This window comes from Citrobacter sp. Cpo065 (genome assembly GCF_030332805.1).
GTDB classification, from domain to species: Bacteria; Pseudomonadota; Gammaproteobacteria; order Enterobacterales; family Enterobacteriaceae; genus Citrobacter; species Citrobacter portucalensis.
In genome coordinates, this window is record NZ_JAOWHC010000031.1 from 248,325 (window position 1) to 273,365 (window position 25,041).

24 protein-coding genes are annotated in these 25,041 nt (G+C 50.9%); 5 read left to right on the forward strand and 19 right to left on the reverse strand.

The annotated features are described in order from the left end of the window. Nucleotides 1-14: 14 nt before the first annotated feature. Nucleotides 15-650 carry an NAD(P)H-binding protein gene (locus OGY68_RS12295; RefSeq protein ID WP_003828632.1) on the forward strand — a complete coding sequence of 212 codons (636 nt, stop codon included), beginning with the start codon at nt 15-17 and terminating at the stop codon, nt 648-650. 83 nt (nt 651-733) lie between these two features. On the opposite strand, the gene dolP is transcribed toward OGY68_RS12295, so the two are convergent. The 4 genes from dolP to OGY68_RS12315 are packed head-to-tail and all read right to left on the reverse strand — an operon-like array spanning nt 734 to nt 4,348. Further along, nucleotides 734-1,309, reverse strand: a complete 576-nt coding sequence (gene dolP, locus OGY68_RS12300) for a division/outer membrane stress-associated lipid-binding lipoprotein (RefSeq protein ID WP_008785904.1) — start codon at nt 1,307-1,309, stop codon at nt 734-736. A gap of 9 nt (nt 1,310-1,318) precedes the next feature. After that, complete coding sequence (gene diaA / locus OGY68_RS12305) at nt 1,319-1,909, reverse strand: DnaA initiator-associating protein DiaA (protein ID WP_003024948.1); 591 nt, start codon at nt 1,907-1,909, stop codon at nt 1,319-1,321. A 34-nt stretch (nt 1,910-1,943) separates the two neighbouring features. Then, nucleotides 1,944-2,339 (reverse strand): YraN family protein, encoded by a 396-nt coding sequence (locus OGY68_RS12310; RefSeq protein ID WP_003828625.1) that lies wholly within the window; start codon nt 2,337-2,339, stop codon nt 1,944-1,946. Further along, a complete protein-coding gene (locus OGY68_RS12315; RefSeq protein WP_057067634.1) occupies nt 2,297-4,348 on the reverse strand; it encodes a penicillin-binding protein activator in 2,052 nt (683 codons plus the stop codon). The genes OGY68_RS12310 and OGY68_RS12315 overlap by 43 nt, the downstream gene beginning before the upstream one ends. Nucleotides 4,349-4,411: 63 nt before the next feature. Between OGY68_RS12315 and rsmI the strand changes: the two genes are divergently transcribed. Next, on the forward strand, nt 4,412-5,275 hold the full coding sequence (gene rsmI / locus OGY68_RS12320) for a 16S rRNA (cytidine(1402)-2'-O)-methyltransferase (RefSeq protein ID WP_003024942.1): 864 nt from the start codon (nt 4,412-4,414) through the stop codon (nt 5,273-5,275). Nucleotides 5,276-5,330: 55 nt separating this feature from the next. Here rsmI and kbaY read toward each other — a convergent pair whose 3' ends face one another. From kbaY to kbaZ, 8 genes are all read right to left on the reverse strand, one after another. Next, the gene (gene kbaY, locus OGY68_RS12325) at nt 5,331-6,212 is read right to left on the reverse strand and encodes a tagatose-bisphosphate aldolase subunit KbaY (protein ID WP_016151042.1); all 882 of its coding nucleotides are present in this window, start codon (nt 6,210-6,212) and stop codon (nt 5,331-5,333) included. A 12-nt stretch (nt 6,213-6,224) separates the two neighbouring features. Then, the gene (locus OGY68_RS12330; protein WP_286617080.1) at nt 6,225-7,379 is read right to left on the reverse strand and encodes an AgaS family sugar isomerase; all 1,155 of its coding nucleotides are present in this window, start codon (nt 7,377-7,379) and stop codon (nt 6,225-6,227) included. 301 nt (nt 7,380-7,680) lie between these two features. Further along, a complete protein-coding gene (gene nagA / locus OGY68_RS12335) occupies nt 7,681-8,814 on the reverse strand; it encodes an N-acetylglucosamine-6-phosphate deacetylase (protein WP_057067635.1) in 1,134 nt (377 codons plus the stop codon). Then, nucleotides 8,811-9,245 carry a PTS galactosamine/N-acetylgalactosamine transporter subunit IIA gene (agaF, locus tag OGY68_RS12340; RefSeq protein ID WP_008785899.1) on the reverse strand — a complete coding sequence of 145 codons (435 nt, stop codon included), beginning with the start codon at nt 9,243-9,245 and terminating at the stop codon, nt 8,811-8,813. Before agaF ends, nagA begins: the two co-directional genes overlap by 4 nt. A 16-nt stretch (nt 9,246-9,261) precedes the next feature. Then, entirely contained in the window at nt 9,262-10,140 is an 879-nt protein-coding gene (gene agaE, locus OGY68_RS12345) for a PTS N-acetylgalactosamine transporter subunit IID (protein WP_003024929.1), read from the reverse strand. Further along, a complete protein-coding gene (agaW, locus tag OGY68_RS12350) occupies nt 10,130-10,909 on the reverse strand; it encodes a PTS N-acetylgalactosamine transporter subunit IIC (RefSeq protein WP_003839998.1) in 780 nt (259 codons plus the stop codon). Before agaW ends, agaE begins: the two co-directional genes overlap by 11 nt. 10 nt (nt 10,910-10,919) lie before the next feature. Further along, entirely contained in the window at nt 10,920-11,393 is a 474-nt protein-coding gene (gene agaV / locus OGY68_RS12355; RefSeq protein WP_003024925.1) for a PTS N-acetylgalactosamine transporter subunit IIB, read from the reverse strand. Nucleotides 11,394-11,412: 19 nt separating this feature from the next. After that, nucleotides 11,413-12,708 carry a tagatose-bisphosphate aldolase subunit KbaZ gene (kbaZ, locus tag OGY68_RS12360; RefSeq protein ID WP_020996349.1) on the reverse strand — a complete coding sequence of 432 codons (1,296 nt, stop codon included), beginning with the start codon at nt 12,706-12,708 and terminating at the stop codon, nt 11,413-11,415. 249 nt (nt 12,709-12,957) lie between these two features. Here kbaZ and OGY68_RS12365 point away from each other — a divergent pair, with 249 nt between their 5' ends. Continuing rightward, nucleotides 12,958-13,764: a DeoR family transcriptional regulator gene (locus OGY68_RS12365; RefSeq protein WP_003024922.1), complete on the forward strand. Its 807-nt coding sequence runs from the start codon at nt 12,958-12,960 to the stop codon at nt 13,762-13,764. Nucleotides 13,765-14,088: 324 nt separating this feature from the next. Then, nucleotides 14,089-14,859, forward strand: coding sequence for a transcriptional repressor AgaR (gene agaR / locus OGY68_RS12370; protein WP_003024920.1), 771 nt, complete (start codon nt 14,089-14,091; stop codon nt 14,857-14,859). A gap of 37 nt (nt 14,860-14,896) precedes the next feature. On the opposite strand, the gene OGY68_RS12375 is transcribed toward agaR, so the two are convergent. The 7 genes from OGY68_RS12375 to garD form a co-directional block, all read right to left on the reverse strand. Further along, the gene (locus OGY68_RS12375; protein ID WP_008785896.1) at nt 14,897-15,817 is read right to left on the reverse strand and encodes an ROK family protein; all 921 of its coding nucleotides are present in this window, start codon (nt 15,815-15,817) and stop codon (nt 14,897-14,899) included. A gap of 18 nt (nt 15,818-15,835) precedes the next feature. Next, a complete protein-coding gene (locus tag OGY68_RS12380; RefSeq protein ID WP_048236827.1) occupies nt 15,836-17,092 on the reverse strand; it encodes a Gfo/Idh/MocA family protein in 1,257 nt (418 codons plus the stop codon). Nucleotides 17,093-17,128: 36 nt separating this feature from the next. Next, nucleotides 17,129-18,235: an ABC transporter ATP-binding protein gene (locus tag OGY68_RS12385; protein WP_008785894.1), complete on the reverse strand. Its 1,107-nt coding sequence runs from the start codon at nt 18,233-18,235 to the stop codon at nt 17,129-17,131. Nucleotides 18,236-18,246: 11 nt separating this feature from the next. Next, nucleotides 18,247-19,071: a carbohydrate ABC transporter permease gene (locus OGY68_RS12390; RefSeq protein ID WP_081305658.1), complete on the reverse strand. Its 825-nt coding sequence runs from the start codon at nt 19,069-19,071 to the stop codon at nt 18,247-18,249. 9 nt (nt 19,072-19,080) lie between these two features. Beyond that, nucleotides 19,081-20,025, reverse strand: a complete 945-nt coding sequence (locus tag OGY68_RS12395; RefSeq protein ID WP_048215478.1) for a carbohydrate ABC transporter permease — start codon at nt 20,023-20,025, stop codon at nt 19,081-19,083. Between the two features lie 78 nt (nt 20,026-20,103). Beyond that, nucleotides 20,104-21,363: an ABC transporter substrate-binding protein gene (locus tag OGY68_RS12400; protein ID WP_057067636.1), complete on the reverse strand. Its 1,260-nt coding sequence runs from the start codon at nt 21,361-21,363 to the stop codon at nt 20,104-20,106. A gap of 355 nt (nt 21,364-21,718) precedes the next feature. Continuing rightward, nucleotides 21,719-23,290, reverse strand: a complete 1,572-nt coding sequence (garD, locus tag OGY68_RS12405) for a galactarate dehydratase (RefSeq protein WP_057067637.1) — start codon at nt 23,288-23,290, stop codon at nt 21,719-21,721. 405 nt (nt 23,291-23,695) lie between these two features. Between garD and garP the strand changes: the two genes are divergently transcribed. Next, the gene (gene garP / locus OGY68_RS12410; protein ID WP_008785890.1) at nt 23,696-25,030 is read left to right on the forward strand and encodes a galactarate/glucarate/glycerate transporter GarP; all 1,335 of its coding nucleotides are present in this window, start codon (nt 23,696-23,698) and stop codon (nt 25,028-25,030) included. Nucleotides 25,031-25,041 lie beyond the last annotated feature (11 nt).

Sequence of the window (25,041 nt, forward strand, 5' to 3'; positions counted from 1 at the left end):
GGGGAAGATAAGCGATGAGTCAGGTGTTAATAACGGGAGCCACGGGGCTGGTGGGCGGACATTTGCTGCGTATGCTGCTCAATGAACCCCGGGTCAATGCCATCACGGCACCAACGCGTCGACCGCTGGCAGATACGGTTGGTATCTATAACCCCCATGATCCGCAGCTAACCGATGCTCTGGCACAGGTCACCGATCCGGTCGATATTGTCTTTTGTTGTTTGGGGACTACCCGGCGTGAAGCGGGCAGCAAAGAGGCGTTTATCCATGCTGACTATACGCTGGTGGTAGATACAGCCCTGACGGGACGTAGGTTAGGCGCCCAGCATATGCTGGTGGTGAGTTCGATGGGCGCCAATGCGAATTCACCGTTTTTTTATAATCGGGTGAAAGGTGAAATGGAGCAGGCGCTGATCGCGCAGAATTGGCCACGGCTGACGATTGTCCGGCCTTCAATGCTACTGGGTGATAGGGACAAACAGCGGACGAATGAGATGTTTTTAGCGCCGTTGTTCAGGCTGCTGCCGGGTAACTGGAAGTCGATTGAAGCGCGCGATGTTGCTCGGGCAATGCTGGCAGAAGCGTTGGCGCCTGGGCATGAAGGGGTTTCGATCCTGACCTCTTCCGAGCTACGCGAAAGGGCTAAATAAAAAATGCCGAATGGCGCTGACGCTTATCCGGCCTACAAACGATTACGTTCTGTAGGCCGGATAAGATGCCATCTACAGGCGTGTTACTTAATAAACGTAAAGGCTGTCGTGACGCGTTTCACGCCGCTTACCCGGCTGGCGATATCCGCCGCCGCCTTCGCTTCACGCTCGGTCACCAGACCTAACAGGAACACTTCTCCGTTCTCAGTCGTTACTTTCACGTTAGAGGATTTCACCTGATCGCTGGTCAGTAACTGGGAACGTACTTTGGTGGTTATCCAGGTATCGTTGGACGCATCGCCCAGACCGATTGGCTGGCCCTGACGGATCTCATTAAAGACCTCAGTCGTACCTTCTACGCCCATCGCAATCTGTTTTGCACGTGCAGACAGTTCGCTATTCGGCGACTGGCCGACCAGCAGCACTTTACCCTGATATGCGCTCACGTTGATTCGCGCTTCTTTCTTGATCTGGGCATCTTTCGACAACGCCGTATTGACGCGTAATTCCAGGGTACTGTCATCAACCTGGGTGCCGACACTACGAGGATCCGTCGCGGCTTTAGTCCCGACAGCTGCAGTTCCAACAACGGCGGCAGCGACACAGCCTTGCAGCAGCAGTGCAGCGATAATCACAGCAAGCGGCGAAAATGCCTTCATGTGTACTCCTTAATCATCCTGGTGAGGGAAAAGCGTGTTATCGATGAGATCGCAAAGGCAGTTAACCGTCAGCATGTGCATTTCCTGAACGCGGGCGCTGTGGTGTGAGGGTATACGGATTTCAACATCCTGTGGCCCCAGTAATCCGGCCAGTTCCCCTCCGTCATACCCGGTCAGCGCGACGATTGTCATGTCGCGTGTCACGGCGGCTTCAACGGCTTTTACGATATCGCGGCTATTACCACGCGTAGAGATTGCCAGCAGAACATCACCTGCATGTCCCAGCGCACGGACTTGTTTTGCATAAACTTCGTCGTGCAGGCGATCGTTGGCAATCGCAGTTAAGACCACATTATCAGTGTTTAGTGCAATCGCAGGTAAACTTGGGCGTTCTGTTTCAAAACGATTGATCATGCTGGCAGCAAAATGCTGTGCGTTGGCAGCGGACGTCCCATTACCACAACAGAGAATTTTGTTGCCATTGAGCAGGGACTGAACCAGCGTCATGGCGGCACGGGAGATTGCATCCGGAAGTGCTTCAGCCGCAGCTATCTGAGTTTGAATGCTTTCTGTAAAGCAGACTTTAATTCTATCTAACACGCTAATCCTTAAGAACCAGGCTCTGAATCTTCAACTATGAGCGGTCGTTGAACGCGTCCTTAAACCACTCAACATCATTTCCGGTGAAGGCTAACACATCGAACCGGCAATCCACAGTATCAAAACTCCCATTGTGGCGCGCAAGCCACAAGCGGGCGGTCTGTAATAATTTGTGTTGTTTGCTCCGGGTCACACTCGCCGCCGCACCACCGAACTGTGCTGAGCGTCGGTAGCGAACCTCAACAAATACGGTGGTGTTGCCTTCACGCATTATCAGGTCGATTTCGCCACCACGTTCACGCACGTTGGCGGCGATAAAATGCAGTCCCTTGCTCAGCAGCCAGTCACGCGCGGTGGATTCCCACGCGTCACCGGTCTGTTTACTCGTTAACTGGCGGGGACGACTTGTCCTTGCTGGTATTTGAGCCATGATAACTTCCTGTTAATCACACAATCCTGCGTTGCGGTTAAGGCCCCGGTATTACCGTTAATTTCGAAACCCTGCACCTGACGCATTTGCGAGAAGTGGTTGGCAAGCGACCAGGCATCGACACCCATGGCATACATACGCGCCAGCGAGTAGTCGTTACGAACCGCGCCAAGCGCCTGCTGCATAAGAGGTGCGTTAGCGCCTGCCAGCATCGGAATTTCGCTGTACTGCAAGCCTTCCATCTCCAGACGGAAATCCGGGCCGGCAGTGCCCTGCGCACTACGAGAGCTGGCGTACAGCGTTGCTCCGCTCTGGCTGCCGTTGCGCATGGCGATCATCGGCTTAATAAATGCAATTTCTTCCGGCGTCGCCAGAATATACACGGCATCAACACGACCGCTGCCGCTGGTGATTTGCGCATCGGTAGGTGCTGCCGGGATGGTCAGACCGCCAATCGTCACGCCGGGTTGGGCTGTCACAGAGGAGGCCACAGGGCTGCCTGTCAGGGAAATCCCTGAGCCGCCGTTGACGCCCATTTTCAGTTCAGCGGTGGAGCCGAACTTCTGCTGCAATACCACGCCGCCACCCAGTTTTTGCCATTCCTGTGCAAAGGCGTTGGCAACGCGATCGCCTAATGAACTCCGTGGAATCAACAACAGCGGCGTCTGTTTTCCCTGATCGCGGATGTGGCGCGCGGCGTCGCGCGCTTCATCTTCTGGCGACAGGGCGAAGTAGCAGACATTCGGCAGATTTTTCACCGACTCCGGCTGGTTAAGCGCCAGGACGTTCAATGGCGTGTTGCTTTTCATCAGCTCTTCAACATTGTTCTTCAACAGTGGGCCAACCACGATGCTGGCGCCATCCTGCTGAACCTGAGTCAGGATCTGGTTCAGCGGCTGTGATGAAGTGTCGTAGATTTTCAGCTCAGCGGATGGATTCGCCGGTGCGCTGGCGGTTGTTGGCTGAGCGGGTGCTGCGGGCTGCACAGCAGGTGTTTCTGGCTGAGCCGGCGTCTCGTTGGTCAGATCGCTTACTGACGCCTGAGACGGGCTGGCAACGCCGTCAGTCGTTTGCGGCTGTTCTGTAGTGGTCGCGGCAGCTGGAACTGCGGCAGGTGCGACAGCAACAGGGGCTGCGACAGGTTGAGTGCCCATGTTTTTCGCAGCTTCAAAGCCTTGCTGAATAGTACGGCCAAATACAGCGGCCTGACCGTTCAGTGGTAACAGCAGGGCGATTTTGCTGGTGGAGGCGGGCTTAAAGCTCTGCACGTTAACCAACTGTGTTGGTAACAGTTTTGCTCCTGGGTTTTGCGGATAACGTTTCTGCCAGTCCGCAATACCAGCTTTCATCATGTCCGGATCGTTACGGTTATCGAACCAGACGCGCTGGAGATCCAGCCAGCCTTGCAGCACGTTTTCATCAGCATTGATGACCAGCGCTTGCGCTTGCTCCTGGGTCATGGACGACAGCGCCTGCCAGGTGGCGTCCATATTTTTCTGCTTAGCATTCGCGGCCAGCAGCGGTTCCTGCGCGATCAGGGCGCGCAGCAGCGTCAGAGATGGGCGACCCTGGTTGACGTCGATTTGCGCCTGCCAGTAGCGTGCCTGTTGGTTTTGATCAAAATCGGCGGGAGTTAACTTATCCAGCAGGGCCTGTGCGCCAGCGACATCCTTCTGCGCGAGCTTAATCTCGACGGCCAGCAGTGACTGCTCACGCTGCTGGGTATCGCTTAGCTTCTGCGGTAGCTGGTTAAACAGTTCGATAGCCTGCTGGCTCTTGCCTTCTTTCAGCAGTGCACGAATGGCGAGTAATTGCCAGTTGGTCTTGCTATCATCTGAGCTTTGCTGCATTTGTTGCAGATAAAAGCCGGAATCAGCCTGCGCAGTGCCCTGCATATGGGCTGCACTCTGGTCAGGCGCCTGGGTGCCACAGCCTGCGAAAATCAGTGCTGCCAGAATGACTGGTAGCGCGCGTGCGGCTTTCAAACGAGAAAATGTTGAGGGTACCATACTGTATCCAGTGATATTTTTTTACTCAATGCTCAATATTAAATCGGCAATACGGACGACACAATGAAACAACACGAATCGGCGGATAATTCTCAAGGCCAACTCTTTATTGTACCTACTCCTATAGGAAATTTGGCTGATATTACCCAACGAGCGCTCGAAGTTTTACAAGCCGTTGATTTGATTGCCGCTGAAGACACTCGTCATACAGGATTATTGTTACAACACTTCGCGATTAATGCGCGTCTGTTCGCGCTACATGACCACAACGAGCAGCAAAAGGCTGAAACGCTGGTCGCGAAGCTCAAAGAAGGACAAAACATTGCGCTGGTTTCCGATGCCGGAACGCCGCTGATTAACGATCCTGGCTACCATCTGGTGCGTACCTGTCGTGAAGCGGGGATCCGCGTTGTTCCCCTGCCTGGTCCTTGTGCGGCGATTGCTGCCCTGAGCGCTGCAGGTCTGCCTTCAGACCGTTTTTGCTATGAAGGATTTCTGCCTGCCAAATCGAAAGGGCGTCGTGATGCGATGAAAGCCATTGAGGCCGAGCCGCGTACGCTTATTTTTTATGAATCTACCCACCGCTTGCTGGATAGCCTGGAAGACATGGTTGCCGTGTGGGGCGAATCCCGCTACGTGGTGCTGGCGCGCGAGCTGACCAAAACCTGGGAAACTATTCACGGTGCACCGGTTGGTGAACTGCTGGCGTGGGTCAAGGAAGATGAAAACCGTCGTAAAGGCGAAATGGTGCTGATTGTCGAAGGGCATAAGGCGCAGGAAGACGATCTTCCTGCCGATGCGCTGCGTACGTTGGCCTTATTGCAGGCAGAACTGCCGCTGAAAAAGGCCGCCGCGCTGGCTGCTGAAATCCATGGCGTGAAAAAGAATGCGTTGTATAAGCACGCGCTTGAACAGCAGGGAGAGTAAGCCCGATTGCTGATGGCCAAACCGACAAGGGTATGGCCATTAGCTAACACAGTGCTTAAGACTGAGCGGCAGTTTCACTGATTAATAAGCGGTTTGCTGACCCGCATACAGTGATTTTGCTACGCACCACTTCTTTCATCGCATCCATACCGACCCGCATGTAATAGCGGGGATCGTTGCCCTGCGGATTCTCCGCAAACCACGCTTTGACCGCATCGGCAAAAGCGATTTTCAGTTCGGTCGCGACGTTAACTTTGCAAACGCCAAGCTCGATCGTGCGGCGGACGTATTCGTCAGGGACATCACTTGCGCCATGCAGCACCAGCGGAACGTCGACTACCTCACGAATTTCACCCAGCCGCTGAAAATCGATTTTGGGCGTTTTGGTGTACAAACCGTGTGCTGTGCCGATGGCAACAGCAAGGCTATCTACGCCAGTACGCTCAACAAACCGTTTAGCTTCTTGTGGATCGGTGAGGAAGGCGCTTTCTGCATCCACACTCATATCATCTTCTACGCCACCGAGGCGACCCAGCTCAGCTTCCACGCTGCAATCTTTGGCATGGCAAAAATCCACAACGGATTTCACCAGCTTCACGTTTTCTTCAAACGGAAAGTGGCTGCCGTCAATCATTGCGCTGCGCACTCCTGCATTCACTTTACGACGAATGTCGTCCAGCGACTCATGATGATCGAGGTGCAGCGCCAGCGGTATACCGTAGCTGGTGGAATAAGCGCTGCACAGCGCGTAGATCTCTTCTAGCGCGATATGCTTAAAGGTACCCGGCGTTCCTGCCAGGATCACCGGCGATTGCATTTCATAGCACACTTCAAGGATCGCCTGGATCGTCTCGGCGTTATGAATGTTAAAGGCAGGTACGGCATAACCCTTTTTTTGGGCATCCAGCAGGAGGTATTTCGTGGAAATAATGCTCATAAAACGATCCTTTTAGGCGTTCCAGGGATGAATAACAACGCCCTGTACAACGCGGTTCACAGTGCCGCTGGCAGAAGGCGTATCCGGTGTATTGCCGATATTGATGGATTGCGTCAAAGCAAAAACCTGGGCGTAGATCAGGAAGCAGAACGCCAATTCCATATCGATGAAAGAGCGTGCTGGTGGCAGCAGAATATGTGGGCCTGCTTCAATCACCTCATGGGTTTGTGCGGTAATCGCGACAACCCGCAATGCCTGCCGATCGCGGCGTAACTCTGCCAGCAGATCGAGATCGTATTGACGTGTATACGGATGGCTGGAAACAAAGACCACTACCAGCGTTTCGTTATCAACCAGTGACTTTGGACCGTGACGAAAGCCTGTCGGGGAGTCATAGAATGCGGCCAGTTTGCCTGCAGTCAGCTCCAGGACTTTCAGTGCTGATTCCCGCGCTGCTCCCTGTAATCCACCGCTACCGAGGTAAACGATCCGTTTCCAGGGTTCATTGCCAAATACACCGTCGCTGAAATCGCCCAGCGAAGTCAGAATCGTCTGGCACCGATCGGCCACGTCACGGAAGGTCTGGCTGTTGATTTTCTCTGGGGCAAATACTGCCAGGCAGCTGGCCATCATGGTGGTAATGCTGCTGGTCATCGCGAAGCCACGGTCATGTGTCTCTGCGGGCATTAACAGAGCAAAGGCATTGTCGCTTGCAACTGCGTTTTGATAGAGGCTACCTGCTTCGTTGCAGGTGATCGGCAGGTGATAACACTCAGGCACAAACTGATTAGCCAGTTCCACTGCCGCAACGCTTTCAGGGCTGTTACCTGAGCGAGCGAAAGAAATGAGCAGCAGCGGATGTGCGGGATTCAGGTAATCCATCGGATTGGTGACCAGATCGGTGGTCGGCACAGCGCTGATGTTTTTACCGGTATAGCTTGCCAGCCAGGGGGCGATGATGTCGCCAATGAATGCTGATGTTCCAGCCCCGGTCAGTATGATCCGCAGATCGTTTTTGCGCAGTAATGGTGCGAGAAAGCTGTCAATGGCAGATCGAATGTTGTCGATATTCGTAAGGGAACGGATCCAACTGGCAGGTTGTTGACGGATCTCTTCTTCGGTCCAGGTGCCCGTTACCGCGGTAACAGGGGTATAGGTTTCTGGCATAACTTAAGTCCTTAGTCTTGTAAATTCCACATAAGACGCTGGCGAGAATGTCGCTATCTTTCGTTTCGTTTCACTTGTTCATCTTGTCGATTGATTAAAATCTATAGGAAAGAAATCGAAAGAGCAATAATCCAAAAGGAAATAAAACGAAATTTGTGATCGTGAGAACGAAAGGTGTGGCTATCTTATTGATCTATAAGAAGTAGGCTTGTTGTAGGATGGTTAGGTATTTACACAAGCGAAAGGAAAAGAAAGGCCTTGCGATCGAAGACCGCAGGCCAACACGAGACAAAATGAAAGGTCAAAGGGGGAGAGCCTGACCCTGAATCCAGATCTGTTGTAAATGTAGCCCGCTATTGAGCGCGATCGCGTCTGCACGTTTTCCCGCTGCTAACGATCCCAGTTGGCGATCGATACCCAACAGACGTGCGGGGTGGAGAGAGGCCATATGAATTGCCTCTTCTGCCGTTATCCCGGTGAGCTCGACCATATTACGTACGGCTGCGTCAACCGAGAGCGTGCTACCAGCCAGGCCACCGGAAGCGGTACGCACAATACCACTGTGCATTTCCACCTCCTCACCGCAGAGTGTATAGCGTCCGTCTGGCATTCCTGCAGCCTGCATGGCATCGGTGATCAGCACCAGCCTGTCTTTGGCGCAACAGCAGCAGAGTTTCATGGCTGCCGGGTGGACATGGTGTCCGTCAGCGATAAGTTCCAGCCAGGCGCGAGAGTCGGTTAATCCTGCGCCAACCATGCCTGGCTCCCGATGATGTAAGCCGGTCATACCGTTGTAGCAGTGAACCAGTCCGTCAGCGCCGGCGTCAAAGGCTGCGCGGGTTTGTTCCCAGGTAGCTGCGCTGTGTCCCAGCATCACCCGTACGTTGCGCTGCTTCAGATGTTCGATGGCCTGCAATGCACCGGGTTTTTCTGGTGCCAGCGCAACGACGCGCAATGTTTGCTGGGAAATCGCAATCAGTTCATCCAGTTCACTGAGTTCCAGTTCCCTGAAAAGCTCAGGTGGGTGCGCCCCTTTGTTCTGCGGCGTAAAGTATGGGCCTTCAAGATAACTGCCCAGCACCTGTGCGCCGGGCCCTCCGGAATGGTAGCGATGGGCGATACGCTCAAGTGCCTTGTGAATATCCGGTAATGGAGCGGTGACGGTAGTGGGTAGCCAGTTGGCTACCCCTTCACGCGCTTTGTGCATCGCCAGTTTGTCGAGCGTATCCGGTGCTTCATCCATCACATCGGCACCCGCGCCCCCGTGTACGTGGGTATCAATGTATGCCGGACAGAGCAGTTCAGCATCGCGGACCATAACGCCGGAAGGAATTGGCTCTATTGCCGCAATGATACCGTCTTCAATATGCAATTGATGATCGTCCAGCCAGCCCTGTTCGGTCAGTAGACGTCTGGCGCGCAGTAGCAGTGTCATATCCCTTCCTCAACGGGCTTTTCCTCACGGCAGCGTCCCAGCTCGTCCACCAGGCTGGTTAAACCCCGGTGCCCGCACTCCAGCGCCTGCAAACGAAACGCTTCGCTGCTCAGGTCGTCGCGCTCCAGCACCATCTCCAGTAGCAGTTGTAGATTGGTACCGGTGATCACTTCGGTACCTTGCCTTTGCATGGCTAGTGTGGAAGCGACGCGAAATGGTGTTCCGCCCAACAAATCAGTCAGAAACACGATGTCTTGCTGCGCATCCAGTTCACCCACCGCCTGTTCAAGTTGTGAGGTGAGCAAGGCAGTGGTTGAGGTTTCCGGAAAGTCGATGGCAATGAACTGAGTCTGCTCACCCAGAATCTGTTTCATCGCTTTTTCCATTCCGCTGGCAAACCCGCCATGACCCGTCAAAATAATACCTAACATCTACAACCCCTTATATTTACAGGAAATGACAGAACTTACCTACGACGCCGAGCACCACGGTAATGGCGATAAGGCGCAGAGGACTCCAGCCACGGCGGACCAGCCAGAACATGGTTAATGTGTAGACCAGCGGCAAAAAAGCAGGCATCAGCTTGTCTATCACGTCTGTTTGCAGTTTCACTACCGCATCGCCAGCAGTGATTTCCAGCGTAGTGCTCAGGCGAACATAGGTCGCTACCAGCGCACCAATCACCGTCATCCCAACGATGGATGCCGCATGTCCAACCTTTTTGGTGTTAGCTTTAATCAGCGGAATGGCAGCAACGCCCATTCGATAAGCATAGTGTGCTAGCCCAAAGCGCAGACCAAGATGAACCACGTTGAACATAACAATAAAGACAACTGCACCAAGAATAGAGCCTTGCAGCGCCAGGCTGGCCCCGATACCGCCGCAAATAGGCAGTAACGTTAACCAGAACATGGCATCGCCGATGCCGCCAAGCGGCGCACCCACGGCAATCTTGGTGCTTTGAATACTGTTCACATCCTGCTTGGAGCGTTCCATCGCCAGGATAATCCCGATAACAAACGTGACCAGGAACGGGTGCGTGTTGAAGAAGCCCATATGGCCTTTCATCGAACGCGCCAGATCGCGCTTATTGGTATGGATCTTTTTCAGAGCAGGTAACAGGCCGTACAGCCATCCTGATGCCTGCATACGTTCGTAGTTAAAAGAGGCCTGCAACAGCATTGAACGCCAGGCAACACGGTTGATATCTTTTTTCGTCAGCTCGGCACCGATATTCTGGTCTTCGTAGACGTTTTCATTGGTGCCGGACAGCAGCGTTTCTTCGGTTTCGGAAACGTTCGGCAGAGCCGTTTGATTAGATGCCATCTTCGAATTCCTCTTTTTGTGCTGCGGGAGCTGTAGGTTCAGGTGATTTACGCAGAAAATCGATCAGCGCCATTGCCAGTGCTGCGGCGGCGATCGCCAGCACAGGGAGTTTGAGCCAGGCTGCTGCTACAAAACCCAGGATGAAGTAGGGGATATAGACGTTTTTCATCATGATTTTCAGCAGTACGGCGAAGCCGATAGCTGGCATGATGCCGCCTGCCACACCCAGGCCGTCAATTAGACGCGTCGGCAGAACATCTATCGCGGTTTTGGCATGTTCCGCGCCAAAGTAAATCGGCAGGAACGCGCATAAAAAGTAGAAGGTCCCCAACGCGAGCAACGCCAGATAGTTGACCCTCTCAATCCCGGCGGTATCGGCATTCGCTGCCATGCGATCGCAGCGAGCCATCACCCCGGACATCACAGAGAACAGGAAGGTAATCCCCATCTGTACTGCTACGGCGAACGGTACCGCCACACCTACGGCAACTTCAGGTTTCACTCCGGTCGTTATGGCAAACGTGGTTCCCACAATAGTGCCGATAATCACGTTTGGCGGTTGAGCTCCCGCCAGTGGGGCAAGACCCATCCACACCAGTTCCAGCGTACCACCTGTTAAAATACCGGTATGCAGATCGCCCAGAATCAGGCCGACCAGCGGCCCGAGAACAACCGGGCGGTGCATGTGCGTTAACCCATTGAACATATCCAGGCCTGCAATAAAGGCGAGAATACCCAACGCAAAAGCCTGCAACAGACTGATTTCCATTGTGAATCCCTCAGAGAAGTTTATAGAGGTCCTGGGCGGGTTCTGTTGGAACGCCCTGAACGAAGCATTCCACTCCAGCGGCTTTGAGCCCGTTGAACGCCGTAATATCTGCAGCGTCTACAGAAACCGTTTTGGCGATTTGTTGCTTGCCGTTGGCGTAGTGCATATTGCCAACGTTGATACGGTTAACAGGAACACCGCCTTCGACCAGACGGAAGAAATCCGCAGGCGATTTGCAGACCAGCAGAATTTTCTGGCGATCGGCGGCACGGTGAATATTGTCGATCACTTTTTGTAGTGACCAGAAGCGTACGGCGATCCCTTCTGCCAGTACCATTTCCATCAGGTTTTGCTGCACTGGATCTTCAGCCACCTCATCATTAGCGACCAGCACCAGGTTTGCCCCCGCAAACCCGACCCATTGCACACCAACCTGACCGTGAATCAGACGTTCATCAATGCGACTTAATACAATGTTTGGCATGGTATTTTTCTCTTTTTTGTTATGCGTTACGATCTGGAGCACCCAGGCAGGCGCAGTGATATTGCTGCAGTATGTCCTGAATATGGTTAATGATGAGTTCTCGCGGCGTGGCGCTGAGATCTCCCTCGCGCACTTTTACGTACTGCAAAGGTAAATACTGGCTAATCAGCGGTAGTGGAATGGGGTCGTCCGCCAGGTTACGTACCAGACGTTCAAATGCTTCATCAATCTGGCTGTCCGGCCAGTAGTAACGAACCCGATCAGAGTAGCTGTATCCACGGGCCAGACGGCGTGCGTTGCCATCACCGTGATAATGGCTCTGCCAGTACTCTGGTCTATCAAGCATTACGCTTTCCAGCACATGTCGCAGGCCTGAGCTGGCTTTTGCAGGCAGCAATTCTTCTTCAATGGCAGCTAACGAAAACAGCGCTTCGCGCAGGGCGAAGGTAAGCGCGGGTCCCACTTTCAGAATAGCGAAGTGGTCTATCACCAGTTGGCGCAAGGACTGTGGCGTTTGGTAATCGGTAGAATGCGCTTCAAAAACCAGCGTGTCGTAGTCTTCCACCATTTTGCTGAGTGCCACGGCTTTCTGCGGTTGATAATCAATGATGTGCGTGTGGTCGAATTCAACGCCAGGTTGCACGACCAGGGCGATAATACGTGCCCATATACCTTCCAGCCCGCGCTTTTCAAAGGCGTGATAGTGGGCCTGCAGCGTTGCACGTGCGGCATCTGGCGTTGTTACCGCCAGTTCGGTTAACGCTTCGTGTGCGCCACCAGGAACCGGAACTTCTGTGCCAATCACATAGACCAGGTCAGACTCGCCAAAATGTGCCATACAGGTTTCTTCGGCGACTTTGGCCAGGCGTGCGGCGCGCTCAGCGACGATTTCATCCGTCAGTGGAACCGGGTCGTTGGCACAAGACATGCTGCAATCGAGGTGGATTTTTTTAAAGCCTGCGGCGACATAGCTCTTGATCAGATCGTCAGCATTGGCCATTGCCTGTTCCGCAGGCAGATTTTGCCAACGGTTTGGCCCGAGATGGTCTCCGCCGAGAATCAGCATATCCTGAGAAAAATCAAGCGAGTCGGCTAATCGGCAGACAAAACTGCGAAAATCGGCTGGCGTCATACCTGTATAGCCGCCAAACTGGTCAACCTGATTAGAGGTTGCTTCGATCAACAGCGGTGTATGGTTTGCATGGGCGTAGCGTATTGCGGCTTCCAGTACGATTGGATGCGCGGAACAAACGGCATAAATCCCATTTGCCTTCCCCCGTTTATGCTGCTCGACCATTTTAGTTAGATGTTTCACTTTCCTCTCCAGGTCAGATTACTGCGACATCAATCTTTCGTTTTGTTTCATTTAATACTGCATCATGGTGTTATAAAAATAAAACGAAAGATAATGGTTTTCCGATCTGTTTCACAAAAGAAACACAATGAAAGGTTTCAGCGTAAGTTCGTCCGGCTCTTCCCTGCTTGCGGGGCTTGCATTCGCGCAAAAGAAAGGCGTTAATAGACAAAACGAAATAAAACGAAAGGTTCAACTAAAGGATTTCTTATGAGTAACACCGAGTCCTCTGCAGACAAGCGCGTTATTGGCACCAGCGAAAGACGTGAGCAGATCATCCAGCGGTTACGGCAGCAGGGAAGCGTTCAGGTTAACGATCTCTCCTTATTTTTTGGCGTCTCCACGGTCACTATTCGCAACGACCTCGCTTTTCTGGAAAAGCAGGGGATTGCGGTACGTGCCTATGGCGGAGCGCTGATTTGCGAAAGCAATGCACCTGTTGTGGAGCCTTCTGTTGAAGATAAGAGTTCACTTAATACGGCAGTAAAACGCAGTATTGCCAGAGCCGCCGCAGAGTTGATTCAACCGGGACACCGCGTGATCCTTGACTCCGGTACCACGACCTATGAAATTGCCCGCCTTATGCGCCAGCATACTAATGTCATTGCTATGACCAACGGTATGAATGTCGCCAATGCGCTACTGGAAGCCGAAGGGGTTGAGCTGCTGATGACCGGCGGTCATTTGCGTCGTCAGTCACAATCGTTTTATGGCGATCAGGCTGAGCAGTCGCTACAAAATTATCACTTCGACATGCTGTTTCTTGGCGTTGATGCTATTGATTTAGAGCGTGGTGTTAGCACGCACAACGAAGATGAAGCGCGTCTCAACCGTCGGATGTGTGAAGTGGCTGAACGTATTATTGTTGTTACCGACTCGACGAAGTTTAACCGCTCCAGCCTGCATAAGATCATTGATACTCAGAGGATCCATACCATCATTGTTGATGAAGGTATCCCAGAGGAGAGTTTGCAGGAACTACGCCGCAGCGGTGTTGAAGTGATCATTGTTGAGTAGTCCCGCTCTAAAATTCAAAAATGTGATCCCATTCAATTAAACAAAAACAAACCATAAGCGAGCTTTTTTAGTAGCTCGCTTTCGTTTTTTTGCATGCTTCCCGTCTCTTTCTCACATCTTACCCGTTTTGAGTCTTTTCATTTTTTCGGTTTTCTTCGTTTCGGTTTGCTAAAACGAAAGAAAATAGTCAGTTTTGGTTAAATTAAACGCTGAGTCTGTGCGCACAAATTCACCTTATTGCTTCTGATGTAATATATTCAAAAGAAAACGAAAGTGCTAAAGCGCTAAAACAAAACAACATGAATATTTGATGGAGCAATAGAAATGCTGGATAACTTAAGACGTCGCGAGCAAATAATTGATCTGCTGTGCGATCAGGGTAGCGTTCGTGTCGAGCCACTGAGCGTCCATTTTGGTGTGTCATCGGTCACGATCCGCAACGACTTACGTTATCTGGAGCAGAAAGGATGCGTCATGCGCTCCTACGGCGGGGCTGTTCTCAATCAGCACTTTGCCCTTGACCGGCCTTTGCAGGATAAGGACCGGCTGAATCGCGATGTGAAAACGCGTATTGCCGAAAAAGCAGCCAGCTTTGTGAAAGATGGTGACACGTTAATCCTCGATTCCGGTTCGACCACCACGCTCATTCCTCCAATGCTAAAGAATCGCCGCGATCTGGTGGTGATGACCAATGCGCTCAACATTGCGTGGGAGCTGGCGAATTTTGAGCGCGTAGACGTCATGATCCTGGGAGGGAACGTCAGGCAAAGCGTCTATTCATTGTATGGCCCTTCAGCAGAACACCAGCTCAGACAATACCGTTTTGATAAGCTTTTTTTGGGCGTTGATGGATTCTGCCTGGAAGCAGGGATAACCACGCCACATCCGGGAGAAGCGCATCTGAATCAGGTAATGTGTGAGGTTGCACAGGAGGTCACGGTAGTCGCTGACTCCAGCAAGTTTGGCCGCAAAAGTTTCTGTATGATTAGCGAAATCAGCGGGATTGACCGGGTGATTACCGACAGCGGTATCCCTGAAAATTATCACCGGACGTTAATCCAGCTTGGGGTGGATGTGGTGATTGCGGATGAATAACTGAAATTGCTGGCGAGATTTTCTCGCCAGCAGTGTTTTAGTGGGTCAGCGTACCCTGTTCAACCAGCAGCAATGCGGCACCGCGAACCCCGCTGGATGCACCATGGATGGCCGGGAATACGCGGGCAGGCTCTAATCCCGGGAACAAGTAACGTGACATGGCCTGCGGCAGTAACGTATAAATTTCCTCGATGTTGGAAACTCCACCGCCGAGAACAAAAGCATCGACATCCAGAATCAACTGCAATTGCGCCAGCGTACAACCCAACATATCAATCCATGCTTCTATGGTAGTAACGGCGCTGGCATTGCCATGACGATAATGCTCCAGCAGGGTCTCCATTTTGAGTTGTTCTCCACTGAAGTGTTTGTGGAGCCACAGTAAACCAGGACCGGATTGATAGCGTTCCAGACACCCTTGTAAGCCACAGCCGCACTTCAACTCCGGCAAGTGATAACGACGCATAAACGTTGCCGGAAGCGGTAAATGGCCGAACTCACTGGCCATTCGGTTGCGACCCCGATACAACTGACCGTCAATGACTAACCCTCCACCCATGCCGGTGCCAATAATGGCACCAAAAATTCGGGAGAACTGGCGAGCCTGCTGGGTATGGGCTTCCGAGAGTGCAAAACAGCAGCAGTCATTGTCCAGTTCAACCGAACGATTGAGGCGGTGGGCCAGATCGTTCATCACCTGGCGTCCTGTGAGGCAAGGCACGTTAGATGACAGTAATTTTCCGGTATGTCTGTCCATAAGACCGGGCATGCCGATGCCAATTTTTCCTTGCGTTCCAGTCGCCCAGTCGGCGGTATCAATAAGTGAAGTAAAGGTCGAAAGAAAGAGTTCATAATCCTGCACTGGCGTGGCGACGCGCTTACGCCAGCAAACCTGCATTTCCTTATCAAAAGCGACAATTTCAGTTTTGGTTCCACCAATATCAACACCGTAAAACATGCCTCATCTCCTCCGGCTTCACAGCGTAACCAGACAGTTTTCCTTGCGAGCGCGCTCTGCGGCAAAGACCATTAAGTGACTTTCCAGTGATTCATCCGGGCCAGAAAGGATCATATTTTGATCGTTGGCCATCACTGCGTGGATGAAGCGATCCATCAGGTAGTAATCGCCACCACCATGCCCCCCCATCTGGGTTTGTGTGCCAGCGGCGATCTCCTCGATCTGATGCACTGTTTCTTTGTCTGTCAGGAAATCAAACACCCGGATCTGCTCGCCATCGCCTTCCAGATAACCTCTGGTACCAAACAGGCGCGTTTTTCGATCTTCCATTTTGGTAAACGCGGTCATGGTAAAGGTCACTGTCTGCTGGTGGGCAAAACGTAAGTTAACAACCTGATGATCCACCACATCATTATCACAACGATAAACGCAACGACCATAAGGCCCATCGCGCAGCGCCTGGCGAACATTCTCTTCGCTAGGATCTGCAGTCAGCACCCGACGGAAGTGTGGAGTGCATTTGTGGTTTTCACCCAGATAAATTTTGCAGGCAGACCAGGGACAGGTTGATTCAACCTGACAATCAAGGCAGCGGTCGGCGGCACCAGCAGGCTGATTCTCTTTCACAAAGTGACTCAGGCTACCAAATGATCCTACGTCCTGGCAGTTGTCGCTCATGATGTAGCGGATCCAGTCCAAATCATGACAGGATTTCTGTAACAACATAAATGACGATTCTGCTTCATTGCGCCAGTTACCACGTACAAACGAGTGCGCCTGATGCCAGTAACCTACGGGTTCGAGATGCTGCATGCTGACAATATCGCCAATTACGCCATCATCAAGCAGTGATTTCAGCTTTTGCGTATAGCGGGTGTAACGCAGGACGTGCGCGACGGCCAGTAATACGTTGTTGCGTTTGACCGCATCAATAATGATCCGGCAATCTTCTGGCGTAGGGGCGAGCGGTTTTTCCAGCAGAATGTGATAGCCGAGATTAGCAAACGCCACGGCAGGATCTTTGTGCATATTATCCTGCGTGCAAATAAGTACCACATCGGCCATTTTGGGTTGGGCCGCAGCTTCTTGCCAGTCGCAAAACACGTTATTTGGGTCAATCTTATGCTGTGCGACAAACTGCTGGCGGTATGCCTCTCTGGGCTCGGCAACGCCTACCACCTGCATTCTGTCTGGATGTTCAAGCGCATAGCGAGAATATATTTCTCCGCGCGCACCAGCCCCTACCACTAATACGGTCACTTTATTCGCACACATATAAACCTCTCATTTTTCACTTAGCCTGAATAACGGTCAGGCCAAATTTTCTTCATGTTTTTTATCAAACAAAAAGGCGGCATCCAGATTAAATTTCACTTTGATAGATTCACCGGGAAGTGGGGTCCAGTCGGGTGAGGAGTTAATACGTAAGATCATATGTTGCTCACCAATATCAAAATGCAGAAGGTCTTCGTTGCCCATCCTTTCTACGTTGGTAATGTGCGCATCGAACGCAGAGGCATCATGCTGCGAGGCTAACTGAATGGCCTCTGAGCGGATGCCAAACCAGACGCTGGAGTGCGGATATTGCTCCAGTAGGTTACTCAAGCGCGTATTTAATGGCAGGATTAAATTATCAGCCAGGCGCAGGCCACGAGTGCTGGGGTCAATATCAAGCAGCATAATATTCATTGCCGGATTACCAATAAAACCAGCAACAAATTTGTTCCTGGGGTGATGGTAAATATTCCCTGGGGTATCCACCTGCATAATACGACCGCCATTTAGAACGCAAATCCTGTCTCCCATCGTCATTGCTTCAATCTGATCGTGCGTGACGTACACCATGGTTGCGCTCACGCCTTCGTGACGCAGTTGTCGATGCAGTTCTGTCAGCCGCACGCGCATTGAAACACGCAGTTTTGCATCCAGGTTGGACAGCGGCTCATCAAACAAAAAAACGTCTGGCTTACGCACGATGGCCCTGCCAACGGCTACTCGCTGGCATTGACCGCCTGAAAGCTGACCGGGCTTTTTGTCGAGCAATGTTTCGATTTCCAGCTTGTGTGCAGCTTCCCGGACGCGGATATCAATCTCTTCTTTGCTCATTTTCCCTAACAGACTGAATGCCATATTTTTATAAATCGTCATGTGGGGATAGAGGGCATAATTCTGGAAGACCATGGCAACGCCTCGCTCCTTTGGTAGCAGGTCGTTGACGCACTTCTCTCCGATTGCGATATGGCCATGAGTGATATCTTCCAGACCTGCAATCATGCGTAGCAGCGTTGATTTGGCGCAGCCTGATGGCCCGACAAACACCATGAATTCGCCGTCGTGGATTTCAAGATCAACGCCATGGATCGCCTGAAAGCCATTGGGATAGACTTTGCTTACTGCCTGTAATTGAATACCTGACATAACACTGCCCCTTATCCTTTAATTCCGGCACCAGCGATGCCGCGAATAAAATAGCGCTGGAAGAAGATATAAAGTAACAACATCGGGATAATCGCCAGCAATGCGCCCGCCATTAACATCGGATATTCCACGCCTGAACGGCCAGAAAGTGAGGCTAATCCTACTGGTAATGTCATTTTATCCATGGAGGTGTTGACGATCAGTGGCCACATTAAATTATTCCAGCTCCACAGTCCGTTAATAATGACGCAGGCAATCAGTCCCGGTTTAATTAATGGCAGCATAATTTTGAAGAAAATAGTCAGATGGTTATACCCATCCATAACGGCTGCCTCTTCCAGTTCTTTAGGTACTGACAGAAAAAACTGACGTAATAAAAAGGCGCTATATATGCTGAATAAACCCGGTAACACCAGTCCAGGAATTGAGTTCAGCAAACCGATTTTTTCAACGGTTAAAAACTGTGGGATTAAAAAGATCTGACCGGGCACCATCAGAATTGAAATACACAGCATAAACAGGACATCTCGTCCTTTGAAACGCAGTCGGGAGAAACCGTACGCTGCCATTGCCGCAATCAGCGTCTGCAAAATGACGATGACCAGCGTGGAGACGATCGAGTTAAAGTAAAAGCTGCCAAAAGGCATTTCATGCAAGATTTTACCGTAAGCCTGAAACCCTGGGTTGGCGGGTAGCAGTATCGGCGGAAAGGCGATGCTTTCTGCCTGGGTTTTAAAAGAGGTGATGATCATCCAGATAAACGGAACCACCGTTACCAGCGTCGCGAGGATCATCAGGCCGTAAATTAGCCATTTTTCACGTTTTGTCATGAACATCGTGGTGCCTCACTGTGCTTTAAGTCGTTTACCAATCCATATTTGCAGCAGCGTCAGGACCATCGTGATAACGAAAATCACCACGGCGATTGCTGAGGCATACCCTTTTTCATGGTAGATAAAGGCGTATTTATAGAAGAGATAGGCGATGGTCATCGTCTGATCGTCCACCATGGATGAACTGCCAAACAGCAGATAAACCACATCGAAAATTTGCAGCGTTTCGATAAAAGAGATCACCAGTACGAAAAACAGCGTTGGGATCATTAGCGGTAAGGTAATAGACCAGAATCCACGCAATTTGCTGATGCCATCCAGCGACATCGCTTCATAAATTTGTTTGGGGATCCCCTGCAATCCAGCGAGCAGAATGATCATCTTCAGCGCAATAGCCGACCAGATGATAACCAACGAGGCGCTCAGGCGGACGACATCGGGATCGGATAACCAACCGATGGCCGGAAGATCGAAAAAAGCCAGGATCTGATTAATTAAGCCGAAGTTTCGGTTCATCAACCACTGCCAGACCATAGCAATGGCCGCAGGCATAGTGACCGCGGGTAGAAATAACAGTGTGCGAAACAACCACTGACCGCGAATCGCCTGATTCAGGCCAATTGCGAGCAGTAATGACAAAATGGTGATTATCGGTACACAAATAAAAACATAGGCCAGGGTGTTATATATTGCTGAACGAAACTCATCATCGCTGAATAAATTAATATAGTTATCTAAGCTGATCGTCGTCCAGATCTGAAACTCGCCGAGGTCGGTGAAACTATAAAAAACGTTCTGGAAGAATGGAGTAAAGTAAAAAACAATTAACCCCGCCAGTAACGGCATAATCATTATCCATCCCCAGAAGCGTTCTTCTTTTTCCAGCTTGGTCAGGGATTTTTTGTGCACTTCCCTGGCTGGTAATTGTGGGGATGCAGCTTCATCTGAATAGCTCATACAGACTCCGGGATGCTAACTGTGCAACCAAAATATATTGCGTGGGCGAAAGCGAGAGGGAGCATGGCTCCCTCAGGATTATTTCTGCATTTCTCGTTCAACGCGTTTTGCAACACCAGGCATGACTTTTTCTGGGTCAGTACCCGTCCAGACTTTTTTCAAGCCATCATTCAGGATGCTATTCCACTTGGCGGTATTGGAGCCTGCGGTTGGATATTTATGTGAGAAAGCCAATGAATCGATATAGGCTGAAACATCAATACCCTTAAAGCCTTCAGCCCACTCTTTGGCCACTTTTTGGTTGGCGGGGATCACGACTTTTCCCGTAGCCAGTGTCTGCTGCGCATGCTCAGAACTCATGAACTCAATGAACTTCCACGCCGCATCTTTATGCTGGCTTTTTGCTGACATGGCAAATGCCAGGCTATGGGATACACCTGCCCGCTCTGCCATTTTAGGCATTGGTACCACGCCGATGTGATCCTTAATCAGCTCATTTTGAGAGAAGGGTAATGCCCACCATGAGCCTGCGTAGACCATGGCCACTCGGTTGGACTGGAAGACATCCGAGGCTTCCATCTCGCCTGGCGGTTGGATTAGTCCCGCGTTCAGCATGCCTTGAACATCGCGATAGACGGCGATGGCTTTGTCATTGGCAACATCCGTTTTGCCCTCAGGCAGGACAATCTTATCGCCAGCCTGTAATAGCAGGTTAAAATAACTGTCCTGTCCGCTGCTGAATTCCATTGCCAGTGGATAAGACTGTTTATCCAGCCCTTTACGCAACTGCACTGATTTTTGTTTTAAATCGTCCCATGTCCAGTTTTTATCGGGATAGCTCACGCCAGCCTGATCGAACATTTTTTTGTTGTACCAGACGGCAATTGCATCAATATCCCTTGGGATGGCATATTGCTGCGACTGGTATTGATAGGCATCGACTGAACTTTTAACAAAATCATCCAGTTTCGGCGCTGATTTCTCTTTCAGATAATTACTCAGTGGTTCCAGCATGCCATTTTTAACATATTGCTGGAAATTAGGCATATTCATCCAGAATACATCCGGTGCTACATTTCCGCCGACTGCTGAACTTAGCTTGATAAAATATTGGTCATAAGGTGTTAATTCAATTTCGACTTTGATGCCAGGGTTGTTTTTTTCGAATTCATTAACGAGCTGTTGTTCGCCAGGGAGTTGATTACGGTCCCATAACGTGTAGCGTAATTTAACAGGCTTTGCGTCCGATTGGCCTTCAGCACTCGCGACGACAGGAGTTGCCAGTAAACAGGAAATAAGACAGGCCAATGCGACATTATTTTTATTCAGGGTATACATAACTTCCCTCTTTATTCAGGTCAGAATGCTTATGAGGTAAATTACAGGAGCCTATGAATAATCTGTTTTACATCGGAGAAAGTCAAAGCGGTAAAAAATAGGGGATTATCGCATTAAAACAAGGTCGTCTTTCGGTAGGTTTCTCTTTTATCAAAACGAAAATATAACATAAAACAATGGTGACATTATTTCGTTTAATTTCATATTGTTAGGTTCATTTTGTAGGTTTGAATCGAAAAAAACAGATGTTTGAAAAAACCTCTTAAAATGCGAACGTTATCACTTTATTTGTTGTTACATAGACATAACAAACGGGGATAAATCCCCGTTTTTTCGTTGGCTTTCGTTTCGATAATCAGGTCACTGGCGCCGGGTTAAACACTGCCAGCTGATTATGCAGTCCCCACTGATCCGAGAAGGTTTTCTTACGCCCGCTGGCGACGTCGAGAATAAATTCGAACAGTTTCAGACCCACATCTTCAATGGTTTCTTCTCCGGTGGCGATGGTGCCCGCGTTAATGTCCATCAGGTCAAACCAACGGTTGGCCAGCTCGGTGCGTGTCGCCATTTTAATCACCGGCACGGCCATCAGGCCATATGGCGTACCGCGACCGGTAGTGAACACCTGCACGGTGATCCCGGAAGCGACCTGTTGTGTACCGCAAACAAAATCACTGGCGGGGGTTGCAGCGTAAATCAGGCCACGTTTGGTTGGACGCTGACCCGGCGACAATACTTCGACAATCGCGCTCTTGCCAGACTTGGCAATCGAACCCAGCGCCTTTTCCACCACGTTTGCTAGACCGCCTTTCTTGTTGCCCGGAGAAGGGTTAGCGCTGCGATCCGTTTTGCCCATATCAAGGTAGTTATCGTACCAGGCCATCTCTTCGAGCAGGCGTTTACCTACTTCTTCGTTAATCGCACGTGGGGTCAGAAGGTGGATGGCATCGCGCACTTCGGTTACTTCAGAGAACATTACGGTCGCGCCGCAGCGTACTAACAGGTCGGAGGCATAACCCACCGCCGGGTTGGCCGTCACGCCGGAGAACGCATCGCTACCGCCGCACTGCATGCCGACCACCAGTTCTGAAGCCGGGCAGGTTTCACGTTGGCGCTGATTGAGTTTTGCCAGATGACGTTCGGCCACCTGCAGAATATCGGTGACCATCGATTGAAAGCCGACGTGCTTTTCATCCTGCAGGCTGACGATACTGGCGCTGTCGACCGGAATACTTTTCACATCGTGCGTGCCTTCCAGCAGCCGCTCAGGCTGCAGTTTTTCGCAACCGAGGCCGATGACCATCACTTCACCGCCAAAATTTGGGTTAAGCGCAATATTGTGAATGGTGCGAATCGGCACGATGGCGGCTGGAGCATTGATCGCCACGCCGCAGCCGTACAGATGATTGAGCCCCACCACACCGTCGACGTTCGGGTATTTAGGCAGCAGATCGCGCTCAATGATTTTCACCACATAGTCCACCACGCCCGCTACGCAGTGCACGCTGGTGGAGATACCGAGTAGATTTTTGGTACCTACGCTACCGTCAGCATTGCGGTAACCTTCAAAGGTATAACCCTCAAGAGGCGGCAGCGGCTCTGGTACTTTAGTTGCCAGCGGCAGCGTCTCCAGCGGCGGGGCTTTGGGCAGCTCAACCATTGATTCATCAATCCAGCTGCCGCGTGGGATATCGCGAACGGCATAGCCTATCACTTCGCCATAACGCACGATTTCGCCATGAACAGGAATATCCAATAGCGCCACTTTATGACCCTGGGGAATATGTTCAATGAGTTCCAGTCCGTCCGGAAAACGCGTTCCGGCTTTCAGACCATTGTCATTGACAATTATCGCCACATTATCTGTTTCGTGAACTTTAATATAAAACGCCGTTGGCGATTCTTGTCTGATTTCGATGTCGGCCATTGTCCAGTATTCTCCAACAAGGTGGTGATAATAGTGTGGATATTTATATTTTGAATCTAATTGTAAGTAATAAAGATTCGGTATCGTGAAATAAGAATGTCAGGAGTTTAACGTGAAGAATGTGACGATGATCACTTAAACTCAGCAAGGCCGCGTCACCAGTGGTAGCAATACGTAAATGTGTGCATTAGCGCCCATGCTTGTGTGCATATGCCCAAAACATTAATTTAATAACGTGTATTTAATGAGCGCTTGCACAATGATTAACGTTGTGCTGATGATTATACTAAATCACGGTTTCATAACGTCTGATAAATTATTATCTATTTTTATTATCGGTAATTTATCACGAGAAATACCCACAAAATAATAATAAAAACCTTTTATGTGCCCGAGGTAAATAGAATGATATTGGATACAGTTGTCGAGAAAAAGAAAGGTACGCACACCCGTTATTTAATATTGCTGATAATATTTATTGTTACAGCCGTTAACTATGCGGACCGTGCGACGCTGTCTATTGCCGGAACTGAAGTGGCGAAAGAGTTACATCTCAGCGCCATCTCAATGGGTTACATTTTCTCCGCCTTCGGCTGGGCTTACCTGTTGATGCAAATCCCCGGCGGCTGGCTGCTGGATAAATTCGGCTCGAAGAAAGTCTACACCTACAGTTTGTTCTTCTGGTCACTGTTTACCTTCCTGCAGGGCTTTGTGGACATGTTCCCGCTGGCCTGGGCGGGTATTTCAATGTTCATCATGCGCTTTATGCTGGGCTTCTCGGAAGCGCCATCCTTCCCGGCTAATGCCCGTATCGTGGCAGCCTGGTTCCCAACGAAAGAGCGCGGCACGGCATCCGCGATTTTTAACTCCGCACAGTATTTCTCCCTGGCGCTGTTTTCCCCGCTGCTCGGCTGGCTGACCTTCGCCTGGGGCTGGGAGCACGTCTTTACCGTGATGGGCGTGATTGGTTTTGTGCTTACCGGACTGTGGGTAAAGTTTATTCATAACCCAACCGATCACCCGCGCATGTCGCAAGAAGAGTTGAAGTTTATCTCTGAAAACGGCGCGGTCGTGGATATGGACCATAAAAAACCGGGCGATGTGAAGTCAGGTGGTCCTAAACTGCATTATATCAAGCAGTTGCTGACAAATCGTATGATGCTTGGTGTGTTCTTTGGCCAGTATTTTATCAACACAATTACCTGGTTTTTTCTCACCTGGTTCCCGATTTACCTGGTTCAGGAAAAAGGTATGTCGATTCTGAAAGTGGGCCTGGTGGCTTCGATTCCGGCACTGTGCGGGTTTTTCGGTGGCGTGCTCGGCGGCGTGTTCTCTGATTATCTGATTAAACGTGGTTTCAGCATTACCCTGGCGCGTAAGCTGCCGATAGTGCTCGGCATGTTGCTCGCATCGACCATTATTCTGTGTAACTACACCGATAATACCGCTCTTGTGGTGGCGCTGATGGCGCTGGCGTTCTTCGGTAAAGGTTTCGGCGCGCTGGGTTGGCCGGTGATTTCCGATACCGCGCCGAAAGAGATTGTCGGTCTGTGCGGTGGGGTATTTAACGTATTTGGCAACGTGGCTTCCATCGTCACCCCGCTGGTGATTGGGTATCTGGTGAGCGAGCTGCACTCATTTAATGCTGCGCTGATGTTTGTAGGGTGCTCGGCACTGATGGCAATGGTTTGCTACCTGTTTATTGTCGGTGACATTAAACGTATGGAATTGCAGAAATAAACAAAGGTATA

Bases quoted from the DNA above. Each gene is read 5' to 3' on its own strand.
- OGY68_RS12295 (WP_003828632.1), top strand. From the start codon at position 15: ATGAGTCAGGTGTTAATAACGGGAGCCACGGGGCTGGTGGGCGGACAT.
- dolP (WP_008785904.1), bottom strand. From the start codon at position 1,309: ATGAAGGCATTTTCGCCGCTTGCTGTGATTATCGCTGCACTGCTGCTG.
- OGY68_RS12310 (WP_003828625.1), bottom strand. From the start codon at position 2,339: ATGGCTCAAATACCAGCAAGGACAAGTCGTCCCCGCCAGTTAACGAGT.
- OGY68_RS12315 (WP_057067634.1), bottom strand. From the start codon at position 4,348: ATGGTACCCTCAACATTTTCTCGTTTGAAAGCCGCACGCGCGCTACCA.
- rsmI (WP_003024942.1), top strand. From the start codon at position 4,412: ATGAAACAACACGAATCGGCGGATAATTCTCAAGGCCAACTCTTTATT.
- kbaY (WP_016151042.1), bottom strand. From the start codon at position 6,212: ATGAGCATTATTTCCACGAAATACCTCCTGCTGGATGCCCAAAAAAAG.
- OGY68_RS12330 (WP_286617080.1), bottom strand. From the start codon at position 7,379: ATGCCAGAAACCTATACCCCTGTTACCGCGGTAACGGGCACCTGGACC.
- nagA (WP_057067635.1), bottom strand. From the start codon at position 8,814: ATGACACTGCTACTGCGCGCCAGACGTCTACTGACCGAACAGGGCTGG.
- agaF (WP_008785899.1), bottom strand. From the start codon at position 9,245: ATGTTAGGTATTATTTTGACGGGTCATGGCGGGTTTGCCAGCGGAATG.
- agaE (WP_003024929.1), bottom strand. From the start codon at position 10,140: ATGGCATCTAATCAAACGGCTCTGCCGAACGTTTCCGAAACCGAAGAA.
- agaW (WP_003839998.1), bottom strand. From the start codon at position 10,909: ATGGAAATCAGTCTGTTGCAGGCTTTTGCGTTGGGTATTCTCGCCTTT.
- agaV (WP_003024925.1), bottom strand. From the start codon at position 11,393: ATGCCAAACATTGTATTAAGTCGCATTGATGAACGTCTGATTCACGGT.
- OGY68_RS12365 (WP_003024922.1), top strand. From the start codon at position 12,958: ATGAGTAACACCGAGTCCTCTGCAGACAAGCGCGTTATTGGCACCAGC.
- agaR (WP_003024920.1), top strand. From the start codon at position 14,089: ATGCTGGATAACTTAAGACGTCGCGAGCAAATAATTGATCTGCTGTGC.
- OGY68_RS12375 (WP_008785896.1), bottom strand. From the start codon at position 15,817: ATGTTTTACGGTGTTGATATTGGTGGAACCAAAACTGAAATTGTCGCT.
- OGY68_RS12380 (WP_048236827.1), bottom strand. From the start codon at position 17,092: ATGTGTGCGAATAAAGTGACCGTATTAGTGGTAGGGGCTGGTGCGCGC.
- OGY68_RS12385 (WP_008785894.1), bottom strand. From the start codon at position 18,235: ATGTCAGGTATTCAATTACAGGCAGTAAGCAAAGTCTATCCCAATGGC.
- OGY68_RS12390 (WP_081305658.1), bottom strand. From the start codon at position 19,071: ATGTTCATGACAAAACGTGAAAAATGGCTAATTTACGGCCTGATGATC.
- OGY68_RS12395 (WP_048215478.1), bottom strand. From the start codon at position 20,025: ATGAGCTATTCAGATGAAGCTGCATCCCCACAATTACCAGCCAGGGAA.
- OGY68_RS12400 (WP_057067636.1), bottom strand. From the start codon at position 21,363: ATGTATACCCTGAATAAAAATAATGTCGCATTGGCCTGTCTTATTTCC.
- garD (WP_057067637.1), bottom strand. From the start codon at position 23,290: ATGGCCGACATCGAAATCAGACAAGAATCGCCAACGGCGTTTTATATT.
- garP (WP_008785890.1), top strand. From the start codon at position 23,696: ATGATATTGGATACAGTTGTCGAGAAAAAGAAAGGTACGCACACCCGT.